At 65.1% G+C, this 17,094-nt stretch carries 17 protein-coding genes; 2 read left to right on the top strand and 15 right to left on the bottom strand.

Annotated elements, in window-relative coordinates:
- Positions 1-3: 3 nt before the first annotated feature.
- The 13 genes from kynU to QQK63_RS07630 all read right to left on the bottom strand — a co-directional run bounded on the left by kynU (position 4) and on the right by QQK63_RS07630 (position 13,853).
- A complete protein-coding gene (kynU, locus tag QQK63_RS07570; RefSeq protein WP_277823681.1) occupies positions 4-1,170 on the bottom strand; it encodes a kynureninase in 1,167 nt (388 codons plus the stop codon).
- A 17-nt stretch (positions 1,171-1,187) separates the two neighbouring features.
- On the bottom strand, positions 1,188-2,018 hold the full coding sequence (locus QQK63_RS07575) for a tryptophan 2,3-dioxygenase (RefSeq protein WP_277823210.1): 831 nt from the start codon (positions 2,016-2,018) through the stop codon (positions 1,188-1,190).
- A gap of 63 nt (positions 2,019-2,081) precedes the next feature.
- A complete protein-coding gene (locus tag QQK63_RS07580; protein ID WP_277823212.1) occupies positions 2,082-3,008 on the bottom strand; it encodes a metal ABC transporter permease in 927 nt (308 codons plus the stop codon).
- Between the two features lie 3 nt (positions 3,009-3,011).
- Complete coding sequence (locus QQK63_RS07585) at positions 3,012-4,223, bottom strand: metal ABC transporter permease (RefSeq protein ID WP_277823214.1); 1,212 nt, start codon at positions 4,221-4,223, stop codon at positions 3,012-3,014.
- A 3-nt stretch (positions 4,224-4,226) separates the two neighbouring features.
- On the bottom strand, positions 4,227-5,039 hold the full coding sequence (locus tag QQK63_RS07590; protein WP_277823216.1) for a metal ABC transporter ATP-binding protein: 813 nt from the start codon (positions 5,037-5,039) through the stop codon (positions 4,227-4,229).
- Positions 5,040-5,047: 8 nt separating this feature from the next.
- Entirely contained in the window at positions 5,048-5,998 is a 951-nt protein-coding gene (locus QQK63_RS07595) for a metal ABC transporter solute-binding protein, Zn/Mn family (protein WP_277823218.1), read from the bottom strand.
- Between the two features lie 131 nt (positions 5,999-6,129).
- Entirely contained in the window at positions 6,130-7,209 is a 1,080-nt protein-coding gene (locus tag QQK63_RS07600) for an ABC transporter ATP-binding protein (protein WP_277823220.1), read from the bottom strand.
- Between the two features lie 3 nt (positions 7,210-7,212).
- A complete protein-coding gene (locus QQK63_RS07605) occupies positions 7,213-8,265 on the bottom strand; it encodes a carbohydrate ABC transporter permease (RefSeq protein ID WP_277823222.1) in 1,053 nt (350 codons plus the stop codon).
- A gap of 105 nt (positions 8,266-8,370) precedes the next feature.
- Positions 8,371-9,420 (bottom strand): carbohydrate ABC transporter permease, encoded by a 1,050-nt coding sequence (locus QQK63_RS07610; protein WP_277823224.1) that lies wholly within the window; start codon positions 9,418-9,420, stop codon positions 8,371-8,373.
- A gap of 3 nt (positions 9,421-9,423) precedes the next feature.
- Entirely contained in the window at positions 9,424-10,680 is a 1,257-nt protein-coding gene (locus tag QQK63_RS07615; protein ID WP_277823226.1) for an ABC transporter substrate-binding protein, read from the bottom strand.
- A gap of 34 nt (positions 10,681-10,714) precedes the next feature.
- Positions 10,715-11,821: a Gfo/Idh/MocA family protein gene (locus tag QQK63_RS07620; RefSeq protein WP_277823228.1), complete on the bottom strand. Its 1,107-nt coding sequence runs from the start codon at positions 11,819-11,821 to the stop codon at positions 10,715-10,717.
- Positions 11,818-12,816, bottom strand: a complete 999-nt coding sequence (locus tag QQK63_RS07625) for a Gfo/Idh/MocA family protein (protein ID WP_277823230.1) — start codon at positions 12,814-12,816, stop codon at positions 11,818-11,820. The genes QQK63_RS07620 and QQK63_RS07625 overlap by 4 nt, the downstream gene beginning before the upstream one ends.
- Complete coding sequence (locus QQK63_RS07630) at positions 12,813-13,853, bottom strand: Gfo/Idh/MocA family protein (protein ID WP_277823232.1); 1,041 nt, start codon at positions 13,851-13,853, stop codon at positions 12,813-12,815. Before QQK63_RS07630 ends, QQK63_RS07625 begins: the two co-directional genes overlap by 4 nt.
- 101 nt (positions 13,854-13,954) lie before the next feature.
- Here QQK63_RS07630 and QQK63_RS07635 point away from each other — a divergent pair, with 101 nt between their 5' ends.
- Entirely contained in the window at positions 13,955-14,689 is a 735-nt protein-coding gene (locus tag QQK63_RS07635) for a GntR family transcriptional regulator (RefSeq protein ID WP_277823234.1), read from the top strand.
- 57 nt (positions 14,690-14,746) lie between these two features.
- Positions 14,747-15,490, top strand: coding sequence for an SDR family NAD(P)-dependent oxidoreductase (locus QQK63_RS07640; RefSeq protein ID WP_277823236.1), 744 nt, complete (start codon positions 14,747-14,749; stop codon positions 15,488-15,490).
- Here the strand turns inward: QQK63_RS07640 and QQK63_RS07645 are convergent.
- Positions 15,478-16,545, bottom strand: coding sequence for a YeeE/YedE family protein (locus QQK63_RS07645; RefSeq protein WP_277823238.1), 1,068 nt, complete (start codon positions 16,543-16,545; stop codon positions 15,478-15,480). The genes QQK63_RS07640 and QQK63_RS07645 overlap by 13 nt on opposite strands.
- 88 nt (positions 16,546-16,633) lie before the next feature.
- Positions 16,634-17,068: a DUF302 domain-containing protein gene (locus QQK63_RS07650; protein WP_277823240.1), complete on the bottom strand. Its 435-nt coding sequence runs from the start codon at positions 17,066-17,068 to the stop codon at positions 16,634-16,636.
- Between the last annotated feature and the right edge of the window lie 26 nt (positions 17,069-17,094).

The raw sequence follows: 17,094 nt of genomic DNA on the forward strand, positions 1-17,094 counted from the left end.
GCCTCAGGTCACAGCCTGCCGCGCAAGGTATTCGGGCCGGTCCCACAACCGGTCCCGGATCACCTCCTCGATCGTGGCGGCGGCACAAATCACCTCGCTCTCCGAGACGTAGAGCGGCGTGAACCCGAACCGCATGATATCCGGCGCGCGGAAATCCCCGATCACGTCGCGCGCGATCAGCGCCTGCATGGCCGCATAGCCATGCTTGAACCTGAACGACACCTGACTGCCCCGCGCGCGCGCATCGCGCGGGCTGGCCAGCACCAGCTCGGGACAACGCGCCTCCACTTCCGCGATGAAGCTTTCGCAAAGCCGGATCGAGGCTTCACGCAGGTCGCCCATATCCACGCCCTCCCAAACCTCCAGCGCCGCTTCCAGCGCGGTCATCTGCAACACGGGCGGCGTTCCGACCCGCATCCGCTCCACTCCCGGCGCGGGCCGATACTCCAGATCGAAGGCAAAAGGCGCCTCATGCCCCAACCACCCCGCCAGCGCGGGCTGGACCGTATCGGCCAGATCGGGCCGGACATAGATAAAGGCCGGTGCGCCCGGACCGCCGTTGAGATATTTGTAGGTGCAGCCCACCGCGAATTCCGCGCCACAGCCCGCCAGATCGACTGGCACGGCGCCCGCGCTATGGGCAAGATCCCAGATCATCACCGCGCCGACCTCGTGCGCGCGGGCCGTGATCGCCGCCATGTCGTGCATCCGCCCGGTGCGGTAATCGACCTGCGTCAGCATCACCACCGCGACCTCCTCGGTGATCGCTTGGGCGACATCTTCGGGCTCGACCAGCCGCAACTCGTGGCCTTGATCCAGATGAGTTAACAAACCCTTGGCGATGTAGAGATCCGTTGGGAAATTCCCAAGATCCGACAGGATCTGTTTACGTTTTGGTGAGATTTGCAGCGCTGCCGATAACGCTTGGTAAACCTTGATCGAGAGCGTGTCGCCCATCACCACGCTGCCCTCGGGCGCCCCGACCAGCCGCGCGACCCGGTCCCCCACGCGCGAGGGTTGCGCCATCCACCCGTCAAGGTTCCAGCCCTTGATCAGATGCGCGCCCCACTCCCCGGAGATCGCCTCCGCAACCCGAGCCGGAACCGATTTCGGTAATGGTCCCAACGAGTTGCCGTCGAGGTAGATCATCCCCTCGGGGATGTCGAACATGTGTTTACGCAAGACACTCACAGCTGCCCCCTTACATGCCAAAGTTCGGGAAACAGCTCCACCTCCAGCATACGCCGCAAATATTGCACCCCCGATGTTCCCCCCGTGCCGCGCTTGAAACCGATGATCCGCTCAACCGTCGTCACGTGATTGAACCGCCAACGCCGAAAATAGTCTTCCAGATCAACGAGTTTCTCGGCCAGCTCGTAGAGTTCCCACTGCTCTTGCGGCACCTCGTAGACTCGCGCCCAGGCGTCCCGGATCGCGTCCTGGGCCTGATGCGGGGCCTCCATCCGGTAATATTCCGAAAAATCCCGCCCCATCGCCGCGCCAAGCCGGTCAAGTGCCACATGATAAAGGGATTTTTCCGCCACTTCCGCCATCAGCGCGGCATGAAGCACGGGCCGGTGTTCGTGCACCTTCAGCATCGCCATATTGCGATTGCCCAGCATGAATTCGATGCGGCGATACTGATGTGATTGAAATCCCGAGGATTTTCCCAAATCGTCGCGAAACGCCGTGTAATCCGATGGGGTCATCGTGCGCAGCACGTCCCACGCGCCGTTCAACTGCTCGAATATCCGCGACACACGCGTCAACATCTTGAAAACGGGTCGAATTTCAACACCCGCCAACCCGTTGCGCGCCGCGGCCAGCTCATGGATCGCCAACCGCATCCACAATTCGCTGGTCTGGTGCTGGATGATGAACAGCATCTCGTCATGCGCATCCGACAGCGGCTTCTGCCCCTCCAGCAACCCCTCCAGCGCAAGGTAATCGCCATAGCTCATCTCCCGCGCATAGGACATTTGCGCGCCGTCGGTGGCCGGATCATAGGCGTCGGTCATGGCAGAATTCCGTTGGATGTGCGGAGATTTACCCTGCCCTGAGCCAATGCCGGACGCAACCCGTCATGCCCCTGCGGACACACCCACCCGAGCGCGGCGCGGCCCGAAAAGGCAGGCCAACCCAAGGATCGCGCCCGAGATCGTGGCGATCATTCCCGCGGCACTGACCGAATTAGAAAAGCCCAACCAGATCGGCCCGTAACCCGCCAGAACATAACCAGCAATTGCCGAAAGGATGGCAAAGAAAACAGACCACCAGACCTGCGCCGACAGGCTGTCGGTCATCAACCGCGCGGCGGCAGGCGGACAGATGAACATGGCGATCACGATGATCGACCCCACCGCGTCGAAAGCCGCGACAGCCGCCACCGCCGCCGTGACGACAAGCCCCAGACCGATGGCCGATACCGGCAAACCGATCGCCTGCGCGAAACCTTCGTCAAAGGTCGACAGTTTCAACGGACGCCAGAACACCCACGTCAAAACCGCGATCGACCCCGCCACAAACCCCATGCGCGGCAATTCCGGCGGCAAACCGGCGAGCGCCACGGGGTCGATCAGGCTGCTCCATCCCTCGGCCCTGAGCCAGATCAGCGTTTCCAGATTGCCCATCAGCGCATGTTCGACGTCCAGATGAACGCCGCTCGTGTCGGACTGTTCGAGAAGCAGCACACCCCCGGCAAAAAGGGCCGTGAAAACAACACCCATGGCAGCCCCGGGTTCGATCCCGCCCAGACGCCGGATCGCCTCGATCAGAACCACGGCAACCAGCGCGGCAGCCCCAGCGCCCAAAAGCATCGGGATGGCCGCAACGGTGCCCGTGATCAGAAAGGCAACCACGATGCCCGGCAGGACAACGTGGGAAATCGCATCACCGATCAGCGCCTGCCGCCGCAGGATCAAGAAATTGCCCGGCAGCGCGCAGGCCACGGCCGCCAGCACCCCGATCAGGATCGGCGTCAGGGAAAACTGAACGAATTCAACACCCATGACTTAGAACCCCACCGGTTGCGGCGGCCCCAGCCGCGCGTCGAAATCGGCGATCTGGTCGGCGGTGAAGACGTCTTCGATTGGGGTCAGACCGTCATAGCGCCCGGTCAGGCTCGTGTCCTGATGCACCCGGCGCGCTATGTCCCAGCGACGTTCGTCCCGCGCGATCTTGGCCGCATGTGCCCTGCCCTTGTCGGTGGCGACCCCGTCGGCGCGGATCAACCCCTCCGCCCGCAGGATGCGCAGGGTCAAGGGATCGTGGATCGGCTCGCCCCGCACCAGCGCCAGAAGCCCCTGCCGCCGATGCACCCGGCGCTGGAACCGGCGATGCGCAAGGCTCGCCGCCAGAACGCCCCGCGCAGGCGCCAAAAGCAGCGACAGCGCGAAGAGGGCTGCCGCAATCAGCACGATGATCGGCCCGGTCGGCAAGTCCGGCGCTGAGGCCGACAGCGCCGCCCCGACATAGCCAGAGACGCCACCGATGGCCCCGGCGGCCCACAACACCCGTTCCACCCGATTGGTCCAGAACCGCGCGGTGACGGCGGGAATGATGAGCAATGCGACGATCAGGATCAGGCCCACCAGCTTCAACCCGATCACGGTCACCGCCATGACCAGCCCCATCATCGCAAGGTCGACGCGACGCGTATCGACCCCCATGGCGGCGGCATAGCCGGCGTCGAAACTGACCAGCGTCATGGGCCGGCGCAGAACCCAGATCGCGGCCACGACCAGCGCACCGCCAATGGCGATGATCTGGGCATCTTGCAGCAGCATCCCGGCGGTGGAGCCCAAAAGGAAATCCTCCAACCCCGCCTGCCGCCCACGATCCAGCGTCTGGATCACGGTCAAAAGCACCACGCCAAAGCCGAAGAACACCGAAAGAACCGCGCCGATGGCGGCATCCTCGGCCAGCCGCGTTCGGTGCGCGATCCATTCGACCAGCAAAAGGCCAATCCAGGCGCTCAGGGCCGACCCCAGCAACAGGCCGATCAGACTGCGCCCCTCGCCGCCAAGCGCCACCATGATGAGAAAGGCGATGCCAACGCCGGGCAGGGTCGCATGGGCCACCGCATCCGACACCAGCGCGCGCTTGCGCAGAAACAGGAAGCTGCCCGCCGTCCCCGCCGCAAATCCCAAAAGCGCCGCCCCGATGGCGACCAGAGCGGCGTTATAGCCCGCCTGAAGCGTCAAAGCGTCGAGGAACGCTTCCATGACCTAGCCCACGGTCAGGGCAAGATCGGCCAGTTGCGTCGCGGCCAGCCGCCCGCCATAGGTTTCTGCCAACGCGGAAGGGGTGAAGGTCGTATCAACCGGCCCCTCGGCCATCGCGCGGACATTGACCAAGAACACATGGTCGAAATAGGCCGTGACCGTCGATAGGTCGTGATGCACCGCGATGACGGATTTTCCTTGTGCCTTCAGCTCTTTGAGCAGGTCGATGATGGCGCGCTCGGTCGCGGCATCGACGCCTGCGAAAGGCTCGTCCAGAAGGTAGAGATCCGCCTCCTGCGCCAGCGCGCGCGCCAGAAAGACGCGCTGCTGTTGGCCGCCGGACAATTGCCCGATCTGGCGGCCGGCAAAGGCATCCATCCCCACGCGGGCCAAGGCCTCGGTCGCCAGCGCGCGCTCGGCGCGGCTGACGCGGCCGAACAGGCCCAGCTTGCGGTAGCGGCCCATCAGGACCACGTCGATCACCGTCGTGGGGAAATCCCAGTCGACGCTGGCGCGCTGCGGCACATAGGCGATGCGGTCGCGCGCCGCCGCGAGCGGCTGGCCGAACACGGTGACCTGACCCGAGACGCGCGGGATCAGGCCGAGCGATGCCTTGAGCAGCGTGGATTTCCCCGCGCCATTCGGACCGATGATGGCCGACATGGCCCCCGCCGGAAAGGTCGCATCGACCGAAAACAGCGCGGGCTTTTCCCCGTAGCTGACGGTCAGACCGCGCAGGGCCAGCGGGCTGGAAGGATCAGCCTCCGGGCCCGTCGCCTGCCCGTCGCGGGCCGCCAATGTCAGCACTTCGGGCATGTCGTTCCTCAATTCATGGCCAGTTCGTCGATCCGACCGCGTTCCGGTGCCTGCCCACCAAGCGCGCGGGCGATGGTGGTCACGTTGTGATCGATCATGCCCAGGTAGGTGCCCTCGTAGGTGCCGGGCGCGCCCATGGCATCGGAGAACAGCTCGCCCCCGACCACCACCTCGTGGCCCTGCGCGGCCGCGCCTTCGATCAGCGCGCGGATGTTGCGGTCAGAGACGGAGCTTTCGACAAAGACCGCGCCGATATCGCGGGCGACCAGCATGTCGACCAGTTCGCTGATGCGCTGCAAGCCCGCCTCGCTTTCTGTCGATATGCCCTGAATACCCACGACCTCGAACCCGTAGGCGGCTCCGAAATAGTTGAAGGCGTCATGCGCCGTCACCAGAACCCGGCTTTCTGCGGGGATCGAGGCCAGAACGGACTGCGAATAGACCGCGAGGTCGGAAAGCTCGGCCAGATGCGTCGCCGCGTTGGCGGTGAAGGCATCGGCATGTTCGGGCCGTGCGTCGATCATCGCGTCCCGCGTGGCCAGAACGACGCGCGACCAGAGATTTGGGTTCATCCAGACATGGGGATCGAACCGATCCTCGTAATCCTCCGATCCGATCAGCTGGATCTGCGGAACCGCCTCTGCCACGGCGACGACGGGCCTGGTTTGACCCAATTCCAGCAGGAATTCCTCCAGCTGCGCCTCAAGGTAAAGACCATTCCACAGGACCAGATCGGCCTGCGCGGTCGCCACGATGTCGCTGCGGGTTTGGCGATAGGCATGGGGGTCGACGCCCGGCCCCATCAGCGCGGTCACATCCACCAAGTCGCCTCCCACCTGCCGAGCGGCATCCGCGATCATGCCGGTCGTGGCGATGACGTTCAGGCGATCTTGAGCGGCTGCCGGCATCGCCAAGGCAGCGGCGGTTGCAAGCGAGAGTAGAACACGTCGGGTCAGCATCGGGTATCCCTGTAACCTGTCCGCGCTGTCGGGCGCGGTCCGTGCCGTCAGCCTAGGATATTGCGACGCATTCGCAGAAAGTCAAGGAAGTTGCGACTTAGTCGCAAGAAAGACTGGCGCCGGAACCTTGGTCAGCCCTCCCGCAGGCTCAGGCCGCTTTCGCTGTCGAACAGATGGATGTCGCTCTCATTCCCGCCAACGCGGATGGTCTCGTCCATGGCGATCCGCGTCTGGCCGGGGCTGTGGACGGTGACGGGCGCGCCGGTGGCGGTCGCGCCATAGACATAGCTTTCGCCGCCCAGTTGCTCGACCGACCGCACATGAACCGTGACCGGCCCATCCTCGGCCACGCGCAAATGGTTCGGGCGAATGCCCAGCGTCACCTTTTCGCCCGCGACCTGTCCAAAGCCCGCAGCGGGCAGGCGCAGCATCTCGCCCGTATCCAGATGCAACAGTGTCCGGTCGCCGGGATCGACCTGGCCGGTCAGGAAATTCATCTTGGGGCTGCCGATGAACCCCGCCACGAACAGATTGGCGGGCCGGTTGTACAGGTCCAGCGGCCGCCCGAATTGTTCCAGCTTTCCAAGGCGCAGGACCGCAATCTTGTCGGCCATGGTCATCGCCTCGACCTGGTCGTGGGTGACGTAGATCATGGTGTTGCCAAGACGGCGGTGCAGCGCCGCGATCTCACCCCGCATGTCCACGCGCAACTCGGCGTCAAGGTTCGACAGGGGCTCGTCGAACAGGAACACGCGCGGCTCGCGCACCACCGCGCGACCGATGGCGACACGCTGGCGCTGTCCGCCCGACAGGTCCTTGGGCCGGCGGTCGAGAAGCTGCTCGATCTGGAGCATCCGGGCCACCTCGCCCACCTTGGCGGCGATCTCGCCCTTGGGCGTGTTAATGTTCTCGAGGCCAAAGGACAGGTTCTGGCGCACCGTCATATGCGGGTAGAGTGCGTAGGATTGGAACACCATCGCGAGCCCCCGGTCGGCGGCGGGGATATCGTTGACCACCTCGCCCCCGATGGCGATGTCACCGCCCGAGATATCCTCCAGCCCCGAGATCATCCGCAACAGCGTGGATTTCCCGCAGCCCGACGGCCCGACGAAAACGCAAAACTCGCCATGCGCGATCTGCAGGTCGATGCCCTTGATCACCTCGGCCGCGCCATAGGCCTTGCGCACCTCCCTCAGTTCGATGGCGGCCATGATCTATTTCCCTCCCGTCGAGGCGATGCCCGTGGCGATGTATTTCTGCAAGAACATGAACACCATCGCGATCGGCAAAAGCGTCAGCACCGTCATCGCCAGAAGCGCGGACCATTGCGTCTGAAGCTCGCCCTGAAAGGAATTGAGCGCGAGCTGCAGGGTGAAATTCTCCGATTGGGTCAGCACGATGAGCGGCCAGAGGAAATCGTTCCAGCGCCACATGATGGCAAGGATCGCCAGCACCGCGATGGCAGGTGCCGAAAGCGGCAAGATGATGCGCCAGTAGATCTTCCATTCCGATGCCTTGTCCATCCGCGCGGCGTCCAGGATCTCGTCGGGGATGGTGAGCATGTATTGGCGCAGCAAGAACACCCCCGTGGGCGTCGCCGCGCCGGGGATGATGACCCCCCAGAGGCTGTTGAACATGCCCAGTTCCGTGACGATCAAAAACAGCGGCACCAGAACCACCGTTTGCGGGATCATCAGCGTTCCGATGACCAGAAGAAGCACGACAGTCCGCCCTCGGAACTGGTATTTCGACAGCGCAAAGGCCGCCATGCTGTTTGTCAGCAGCATGATCAACGTCGCCGTGACCGTGATGAAGGTCGAATTCCAGAAATAGAGCAGGAAGTTGAAGCGCCCGAAGAGGTCGGAATAGTTTTCGGTCGCCAGCGTGAAGCGTTCCACCGGCACGCGGTCGCCGATATCGATGGTCAGGCGCGTCTCGGGATCGGCGGGGTCCACCATCTGCGCGCGCAGGCCCACGCGGCGCAGTTGGGCAAGGATCTTGCCCTCATGCTCGCCGCCCGTGATCTCGAAAAGCGGCAGGGGGTCGGCATATCCATCCAGCGTGATGGTCTGCTGCTGATAGGGCAGGAAGGTGGGTGGGTAACGCTGCAGGTCGGCCTCGGTCTTGAAGCTCGACAGAACCAGCCAGACGACCGGGAAGAACATCAAGAACACGCCAAGAAAGAGGTAGCCGTAGCTCGCCCAATCGGTCCAGTGCAGCCGCGCACCGCCCCTCGTCGCGGTGAGAAAGGCGAGGGTCCGGCTCATGGTCTTTCCCCCCGCGCCGGAAAACCCGGGTTTTCCGCTCGGGAAAACTGCAGTTTTCCCACCCGTTTTGCTGCAGCAAAACGCCCCCCTCGGCAGATCGTCACATCACCCATCCGCCGACCTCCGGTTGAGCCAGAGCTGCACCAGCGTCAGCACCACCAGAACCCCCGCCACCATCAGCGAGGCCGCCGCCGCAAGCCCGAACAAACGCGGCGCTCCGGCAAACCCCTCTTCGTAGATATATTGGATGATGAAAGTCGTGGCCGTCCCCGGCCCGCCGCCGGTAAAGGCATAGACCTCGTCGAAGGTCTGCACACCCTTTATGAGCGCCAGAACCAGCACGACCAGCATCGTGGGCGACAAAAGCGGCAAGGTGATGCGCCGGAACACCCGCCAGGGGCTCGCGCGGTCCATCGTTGCCGCCTCGTAGACATCGCGCGGTATCGCCTGCAATCCGGCCAAAAGGATCAGGGTGTAAAAGCCCATATGCGCCCAGACCGACAGAAACACCGACCAGCCAAAGGCCCAATCCGCATCCACGAGCCAGTTGTAGCCCCCAATCCCGGTCCAATCGAGAAAGGCGTTCAACACGCCTTCGCGCTGCAAGATCCATTTCCAGATCAGCGCGACCACCACTGGCGACAGCAGCACGGGGAAAAAGAACACCGCCCGGAAAAATCCCCGCGCCCGGATCTCGCGGTTGAGCACGATGGCGGTCAGAAGCGAGAAACCAACCATGATGCCGACCTGCAGCGTCACGAACCACGTCGTGTTCCAGACCGCGCGCCAGAACTTGTCCTCGCGGCAGGAATTGGGGTCGAGATAGCTGGCGCAATCGGTGAGCGTCACGAAATTGCGCGCGCCAACATAGGGGCGATCGGCCAAAAGCACGTTGTCGCCGCCGGTCGTCGCATAGGCGATATTCAGGATGACCGGCAGAAAGGCGAACAGCCCGAACAGGACAAGGTTGGGCAACAGGAACACCCAAGCCAGCCGGTTGATCCCCAACAGGCGTTGCAAGCCCAGCATGGGGATTTCCACCAGCCGCATGAGCGGTGAGACCACCCGCAACACCAGCCCGTCCCGGGAGGCGCCGCTATCTCGTCCGTGGGTCGGGGCGGGCGCGCTTGCGCCTTGCCCCGTTGTCTCGGTCATCTTTTACCGGCTTTCGGCCATGGCCGCGGCAAGATCCTCGCCCATGCGTGCCACCGCGTCATCGACGCTGAGTTCGCCCACGATGGCCTGGCTCAGACGCTCGACCGTGATGCCGAACATCGCCCGGTTCCCGGCATAGCCCTGATAGGCGAAGGCGATGGGCGACACATCCGCCAGATCGGCGGCAAAGGCGTTGAGCGCCGCTTGTGCCGCGGGCGATGCGCCCTCGAACTCGACGCCGGCCGCCGCCACACCCAGATGCGCGGGCAGGTTGCGGGTGCGCGCCGAAACCTCGGCATAGATGTCTTCCTGGGCGAGGAAGTCGATCACCGCCGCCACGATCTCGGGGTTCTGGGACTGCTCGAAGCCGACGATACCCGCGCCGCCCGGCATGCCGGAACACGCGCCTGCCGGACCGCAGGGGCTGCCCACGACCTGCCAGTCGAAGAGATCACCGACCTGGCTGTCCATCCGGCCCACCTGCCAGCTGCCCGAATAGTAGAACACGAGCTGGCCGTTGATGAATTCCTGCGCCGCGTCCTGATAGGTCGCGCCACCTTGGCTGGCCCAGACATCACGGGCGAAAGTGCCATCCTCGTTCCAGCCGACGAAGGCCGCCGCGAAGGGTTCGAACCCGGCAAAGCTGCCATTGCCCTCGGCGTCGAAATATTGCGCACCGTAGCTGATCGCGGGCCCGGCCACGCGGTGGCCCGAACGGTCGATCGCCATCGGGAAGGGTGTGCCCGTCGCCTCGGCGACAGCGCGGCTTGCGGCCGCCCAATCTTCCCAGGTCGCGCCCTCGCCCGGCATCTCGATCCCCGCCTGCTCGAAGAGCGTGGCATTGGCAAAAGCACCGGTGATGGTCAGCTGGCTGTGCAGACCGTAATAGCCCTGACGGTCGCCCACACGGTACCAATCGAGCGTCGCGCCAAAGCTTTCGTCCCAATAGCCAGTGTCGATATGGGGCGTCAGGTCGAGGTAATACTGATTCAGACCGCCCAGATCGGTGACCTTTGCCATGTCGGGGCCCGTGCCTGCGGCAAGCTGCACCGGCAGGTTTTCGAGGATCGCCTGATAGGGCACCACGTCCACGATCACGTCGACGCCGGGGTTGGCGGCTTCGAACCGGGTCAGGACATCGTCATAGACCTCGCATTCATTGCCGTCGGAATAGCACATGAAGCGGATTTCCTGCGCCATGGCAGGTGCCGCAAGCCCGAGCACCAGTGCCGTGGTGCCAAGCAGTTTCAGTTGGGTCATTCTTTATCCTCCCTGATGTGAATGATCCTGTCGGTCATCTTGGTCTGTCCGCCGCCTGCCCCGCCGCGCTTGTCGCGTGCGTCTCTCCGGGGAGCCAGCTGTGGTAGAACTCTGCGTCAGGCGGCAAGGGCAAAGCAACCTCCCTTGCGCTCCGCGCCGCTGCGTAAACCGCTGTAACCAATTCAATCGACCGGCGCCCGCAGGCCAGCGTCACCTCGCGGCCCGGCGCCCCGTTCAGCGCATCCGCAATCGCCGCGACATAGCCGGCAAAGCCCGATTTCGGTGTCGGCAGCGCGGCCAGCACCGCATCGACTGCCGGCTGCTTGGCCGGATCGCGGGCAGTAAAGGTCCACGCGCCATCCGCAGGCGCATAGGGCAGATCGCCCGAAGTGGCGGTCAGGTGTTCAAAGACAAGGCGCAGGCGCGTGGTGTCACCCGCCGCCCCGAGCGTGACAGAGGATGTGGCCAGCGCCCCGTTCGCGAAGCGCAGGGCGATGGATGCACAATCCTCGGTCTCGATGGGGTTGATGCGGGTCGCGACCTGCGCGCTGACGCCTACGGGCTCTCCGAAATAGCGGCACAAGAGATCGTGGTTGTGGATGGCATGGCCCAGTACCGCGCCGCCCCGTTCCCCCGCCCATGTGCCCCGCCACGGCACGGCGTAATACGCGGCGCCCCTGTTCCAATGCGTCTCCAGCGCCGCGACCTGCGGCCGCCCGACCAATCCGGCGGCGATCAGTGCGTCAAGCGCCGCCGTCCCCGGCCCGTAGCGATACTGGAACACCGGGAACAGCCGACGACCGGAAGCGGCCTCAGCCTCGGCCAGCAGATCACACTCCGCCAGCGACGGCGCGATGGGCTTTTCCAGCACGACATGCTTGCCCGCCCGCAAGGCGCGCAAGGCCATCGGCACATGCAGATGCGGCGGCAGGCAGATGTCGACCAGATCGACGGCGGGGTCAGCCAAAGCCTCGGCAATTTCGGACCCGATCTTGATGTTCGTATCGCCGCCCGCAACCTCGACCGCGCGCCCGATGTCCAGATCGATGAGCCAGCGCACCGCGAACCGATCCGCCACCGCGCGATAACCCGCCAGATGCTCGCGCCCGATCCCCGCGCCGATGATGGCCGTCCCGATCATGCGCGCCCCTCGGCCATGGCTTGGGCCGTCAGCGCCAGTTCCATAACGGAAAAGGCATGGGCTTGCGGCATCGCGGTTTCGGTACGGTCGCGGATATCGGCGATCAGCCTTGCGAAATAGGGCATTCCGGCGCCGCTTGCATCGATCACCTCGCAGCGGGTGCCGTTGACGAGGATCAGGTGATCCGTGCCGGGCTTGCCCACATCGACATATTTACGCAGCTCGATATAGCCCTCGGTGCCAAGGATGGTCAGCCGCCCGTCGCCCCATGTGGGCAGGGCATCGGGCGTGAACCAATCGACGCGGATATAGCCATGCCCCCTGTCCGAGCGGAGCGCGATCTCGCCGAAATCCTGCAGGCCCGGATCGCCCGGATGGGCAAGGTTCGCGGCGGTCGCCAGCGTGATCTCGGCCCCGCTCGACCCGGTGAAGAACAGGAACTGGTCGATCTGATGGCTCGCGATATCGGTCAGGATACCGCCATAGGCGTCACGGTCGAAAAACCACGAAGGCCGGGTCGCCCGGTTCAGCCGATGAGGGCCAAGGCCAACCGTCTGAACCACGCGCCCGATGGCCCCATCGGCCACCAGTTCGGCGGCTTTTGTCACGCTCGGCACCTCGAAGCGTTCGGAAAAATCCACCGACCAGATGCGCCCGGTCCGCGCCTGAACCGCCCGCAACTCGGCCAGTTGCGCCAGCGTTGTGCAGCCGGGCTTGTCGGTCATCACGTCCTTGCCCGCCTCCATCGCGCGCACCGCCCAAGCCGCACGGTCGCGCGGGATGCAGGAAATGCAGATCAAGGCGATCTCCGGGTCGTCGAGCAGCGTCTGCGCCTCGGCCACACGCCGCACGTCCGGAAAGCGTTTGATGAACCCTTCAAGCGGTTCGGGGTCACCATCCGTCCACCAACCGGCGAATTCTGCGCCCTCGGCCATCAGGTTTGCAGCCATCCCGAAGATGTGGCGGTGGTCGATGCCGATGGCGGCGAATTTCATCGTGGGACCTCGGTGGTTTGGCCTGTCCGGGCCGACTGGGTGATGGCATCGATCAGGTCATGCACGGCCAAGGCCGCGCGTCCGGTCACCATCGGATCACGGCCATGCCGGATCGCATCGGCGAAATCCTCGATCACGCCCTGATGCCAGGCATGGGTGAAAGCCATGGGATCGGCCCCGCCGCCTGTCGTGGCTGTCTCTCCATGCGTTTCGACGCGCCCGTCACGGTGCAGGACCGTCATGATACCAGCCTCCAGATGCAGGGACGCGCGGTCGAACTGCAACGTGATGCGCTCCGCAGCCCCCGGAAAACTCGCGGTCGAGGCGAAAAGGCTTCCCACGGCCCCATTGGCAAAGCGCAGGCCCGCCGTGGCGAAATCTTCCGCCTCCATCGTGTGAAAGCGCGTTGTCGCCGTCATCGCCTGAACCGAGGCGACAGATCCCGCCAAGGACAGCGCAAGGTCGAGCGTATGGATCGCCTGGCTGATCAGGACGCCGCCACCGTCGCGCGCGAAACTGCCCCGCCCCGGCGCGTCGTAATAGGATTGATCACGCCACCACGGTACCGCAATTTCGACCAGCCCCAGCGCGCCCAGATCGCCCCCGGCCACAAGCCGCGCCGCGACCTGCGAGGCCGCGCGCATCCGGTGCTGGAACACGATGCCCAGCGTCACCCCGGCAGCGGCGCATTGATCCACCACCTGCCGCGCCTCCGCCCCTGACCTCGCCACGGGTTTTTCCATCAGGATCGGCAGACCCGCCGCCAGAAGCGGATCGATCAGCCCGACACGCCCATCGGGCGGCGTCAGCACGATCGCGAAATCGACCTCCCGATCGGCGGCAACCTCGGCCATCTCGCGATAGACACGCGCGCCATGCTCGGTCGCCAGCGGCGCGGCAGTTTCAGGATTGCGTGACCAGACGCCGTGCAACCGCAGACCCGCCGCATCGCGGAGCGCGGCGGCATGCGTCGCGGCCACCATGCCCGCCCCGATCAGCACGGCATTCAGCACCCTGTCCGGCGCGGCTGTGGCCATCTCTCCCCCCGTCTTGCAAGCTCACCCTGAGGCCCGGATCGCAGCGTTGTCAAGAGACCGGTATACCGGTATACGGATTGATATACCCGCCCGAGACCCACATGCCCGACACCGCCCCGCAAGATCCGCTTGACCGCCTCGACGTGCCGCCGGTCGATCCCGCACGTCCCGTCGCCGACCAGATCCACGCGGGGCTGAAATCGGCCATCTTGCGCGGCCTGCTGCCGCCCGGCTGCCTCGTGTCCGAGACCGAGGTCGGCCAACGCTTCGGCGCCAGCCGCACGCCGGTGCGCGACGCCTTCACCCGGCTGCGCGAGGATGGGCTGATAGTGACATGGCCATCGCGCGGAAGCTATGTCGCCGCCATTTCCGAAGGCGCGATCCTTCAGGCGCAATTCCTGCGCGAGGCGCTCGAACTCGCCCATGTCGCGCGGCTATGCGAGATCGGCCTTGCCCCCGACATTCAGGCCGCTCTGGCCGACAACCTGCGCGCGCAGGCCGAGGCGGCGACCGGTCGCGACACCGACAGGTTCCAAAGCCTTGATGATGCCTTTCACGCCGGTCTTGCCCGGGCTACCGGCTTCGACCGGGCGGAAACGCTTCTCGTGCGGGAAAAGTCGGCGCTCGACCGGTTGCGCATCCTGTCGCTTGCCGAAAAATCGCACATGGCGCGCCTTTTGGACGATCACGGTGCGATCTTGTCCGCGATCCTTGACCGCGACGCGGATCGCGCTGGTGCGGCCATGCGCGCCCATTTGCGGGTCGTGCTGACGACGCTGGCCGATCTCAAGACGCGCCACGCCACCCTTTTTGATGATCCGCCCCGTTCGAATTGACACCGCCGCCCGCCCGCCGCAGGGTCGCCCCGACATCGACGAGAGGGAGTATTCCAGATGGCCGATCAACCGATTGCTTTGGTCACGGGCGGCGCGCAGGGCATCGGCTTTGCCTGTGCCGAGGCGCTGGCCGCCGATGGCTACCGCGTCATGCTGGCGGACGTGAAGGACAGCGTCCATGACGCCGCCACGGGGATCGGCGGACGGGGCTTTGTCTGCGACGTTGCCGATACCGCCGCGCTGATCTCCCTCTTCGACACGATCGAGGCCGAGGAAGGGCCGGTGGCGGCGCTCGTGAACAACGCGGGTATCGCGAAACCCGGCGATTTCCTCACTTACAGCCTCGAGGATTTCGACGCGGTGATCGGGTTGAACCTGCGCAGCGTCTTTGCCGCCACCCAGCGCGCGGCCAACGGCATGATCAAGGCGGGCATCAAGGGCGCGATCGTCAACATGTCCTCGATCAACGCGGTCGTGGCGATCCCGGCCATTCCCGCCTATTGCGCCTCCAAGGGCGGGGTGCAGCAATTGACCAAGGCGTCTGCTCTCGCGCTGGCCCCCCATGGCATCCGCGTCAATGCGGTCGGCCCCGGTTCCATCGACACCGAGATGATGGCGGGCGTGAACGCAAGCGCCGATGCCTTGGCCCGCGTCCTGTCGCGCACGCCCATCGGGCGGGTCGGCGCGGCGCGCGAAATCGGCGACGTGGTGGCCTTTCTGTGCTCGCAGAAGGCCAGCTATGTCACGGGCGAAACGATCTATGTCGATGGCGGACGGCTGGGGCTGAATTACACCGTCTGAGCGCGCCCGCGGCCCATGGCCGCCAAGACGCGCACCGTCGCCATGGCCCCGATCCACATGGCAAAGACCGCCAACAAGGCGGTGGTGGAAAAAACCGCCCCGCCCGACACGCCCGCGCCCACGGCGCAGCCGCCAGCCAACATCGCGCCGAACCCCATCAGGACCGCGCCGACCAGGTAGCGTTCCATCGGCGTTTCTGGGCCAAAGCGTTCCAGCCGGAATTCGCGGAATGCGAGCGCGGCCGCCCCCGCCCCGACGAAAACACCCGGCACCAACCCGATCCCGAAGGACAGACCGACCGAGCGTTGCGTGACAAGCGCCATGAGCGTGTCGGTGGCAGGCCCGGTAAAGGTGACGGAAGACACCGGCACGATCTCGAAACTGTTGGCCGCGATCAAGGCGGTCAGCGCCCAACCCATCGCCACGGCCAGCCCCACGAAAAACGCCCCGGTGACGACACCGAGGCTTACCCCCCGCCGCAGCCCCAACACGAGCGACCCGATCAAGGCCAGCGCCGCCAACGCCGTGGCCACACCGGCACCCAGACCCGTTCCATCCAGCAGGCTCCGCCCTGCCCCGCCAGGCACGGTCCAAAGCCCCGTCAACGCCTCTCGCGCGGGCGCGAGCACCCCGGTGAACGACGCCTGCGCCACCAGCGTCACCACCAAGCCCGTCACCAACGCGCGCAGGTTCCCCGTGGCCGACAAGACCAGAAGCCGCGACGCGCAGCCCCGCGCCAGCACCATGCCCACACCGAACATCACGCCCCCGATCAACGCGCCCGAAACCGACCCTTCGGCGGCCAGTTGCCGCGTGGAGGAAACGTCGAACAGACCCAAGCCGATCCCGCCTTGGGTCAGCACCATCGCGGTAAAGAACACGATCAGCCAGATCGCAAGCTTGGGGCCGAAAGATCCATCCGCAACCTCGACCATCGCCGCGCGCAGGCAAAACCGCGACCGTTGCGCCGCAAAGCCGAAGACAAGGCCCGTAATGGCCCCGGCCAGCGCCAGGACCATGGGCTCACCAAGATGTCTCAGAAGGGTTTCGAACATGGCGGCCGTCCTCGATCTGGGACAGGTCTAGCCACTCCGCAGCAGGCCCGCGTTGACCTGAATCAAGCCGATGCAGCCGCCCTGCCGATCAGTCGGCCATCGCCTCGAGGATGATCGCGTCGAGCAACGCCTCGACCTCCTGCATCGGGCCATCGGGGTAATCGCGATGCCCGATCATCACCGCCCCGTCGCGTTCCGCGATGAAGATGCCATAGGGGCAATGCACGATGTTCATCGGATCGGCCTCCATCACCCGGCGCGACACCGCCGCCGAACAGAACAAGAAGATCTGCGCGTTGTCGAACAGCTGCTCGGTCGCGCCCACATCTGCGCCGGTGCGGTTCAGCATGTCGCCCACGTGGCTGGTATAGTCGATCACCAGACCGCGGTTGATGATCGCGTTTTCGACCCCGAAACTCGCATCCTCGAAACTGCCGGCATAGTCGAAGACCACCGCCTCCTGCGCCGCAACGGCCAACGGGATCGTCATGAGACCAAGGGCAAGGATCAGGGAACGCAGCATCGGGGGAACCTCCGGGTTTCATGTCC

Origin of the sequence: Roseicyclus marinus (genome assembly GCF_030163795.1) — a bacterium.
GTDB classification, from domain to species: Bacteria; Pseudomonadota; Alphaproteobacteria; order Rhodobacterales; family Rhodobacteraceae; genus Roseicyclus; species Roseicyclus marinus.

Coding starts and splice junctions, on each gene's coding strand:
- kynU (WP_277823681.1), bottom strand. CDS start 1,170: ATGTTCGACATCCCCGAGGGGATGATCTACCTCGACGGCAACTCGTTG.
- QQK63_RS07575 (WP_277823210.1), bottom strand. CDS start 2,018: ATGACCGACGCCTATGATCCGGCCACCGACGGCGCGCAAATGTCCTAT.
- QQK63_RS07580 (WP_277823212.1), bottom strand. CDS start 3,008: ATGGGTGTTGAATTCGTTCAGTTTTCCCTGACGCCGATCCTGATCGGG.
- QQK63_RS07585 (WP_277823214.1), bottom strand. CDS start 4,223: ATGGAAGCGTTCCTCGACGCTTTGACGCTTCAGGCGGGCTATAACGCC.
- QQK63_RS07590 (WP_277823216.1), bottom strand. CDS start 5,039: ATGCCCGAAGTGCTGACATTGGCGGCCCGCGACGGGCAGGCGACGGGC.
- QQK63_RS07595 (WP_277823218.1), bottom strand. CDS start 5,998: ATGCTGACCCGACGTGTTCTACTCTCGCTTGCAACCGCCGCTGCCTTG.
- QQK63_RS07600 (WP_277823220.1), bottom strand. CDS start 7,209: ATGGCCGCCATCGAACTGAGGGAGGTGCGCAAGGCCTATGGCGCGGCC.
- QQK63_RS07605 (WP_277823222.1), bottom strand. CDS start 8,265: ATGAGCCGGACCCTCGCCTTTCTCACCGCGACGAGGGGCGGTGCGCGG.
- QQK63_RS07610 (WP_277823224.1), bottom strand. CDS start 9,420: ATGACCGAGACAACGGGGCAAGGCGCAAGCGCGCCCGCCCCGACCCAC.
- QQK63_RS07615 (WP_277823226.1), bottom strand. CDS start 10,680: ATGACCCAACTGAAACTGCTTGGCACCACGGCACTGGTGCTCGGGCTT.
- QQK63_RS07620 (WP_277823228.1), bottom strand. CDS start 11,821: ATGATCGGGACGGCCATCATCGGCGCGGGGATCGGGCGCGAGCATCTG.
- QQK63_RS07625 (WP_277823230.1), bottom strand. CDS start 12,816: ATGAAATTCGCCGCCATCGGCATCGACCACCGCCACATCTTCGGGATG.
- QQK63_RS07630 (WP_277823232.1), bottom strand. CDS start 13,853: ATGGCCACAGCCGCGCCGGACAGGGTGCTGAATGCCGTGCTGATCGGG.
- QQK63_RS07635 (WP_277823234.1), top strand. CDS start 13,955: ATGCCCGACACCGCCCCGCAAGATCCGCTTGACCGCCTCGACGTGCCG.
- QQK63_RS07640 (WP_277823236.1), top strand. CDS start 14,747: ATGGCCGATCAACCGATTGCTTTGGTCACGGGCGGCGCGCAGGGCATC.
- QQK63_RS07645 (WP_277823238.1), bottom strand. CDS start 16,545: ATGTTCGAAACCCTTCTGAGACATCTTGGTGAGCCCATGGTCCTGGCG.
- QQK63_RS07650 (WP_277823240.1), bottom strand. CDS start 17,068: ATGCTGCGTTCCCTGATCCTTGCCCTTGGTCTCATGACGATCCCGTTG.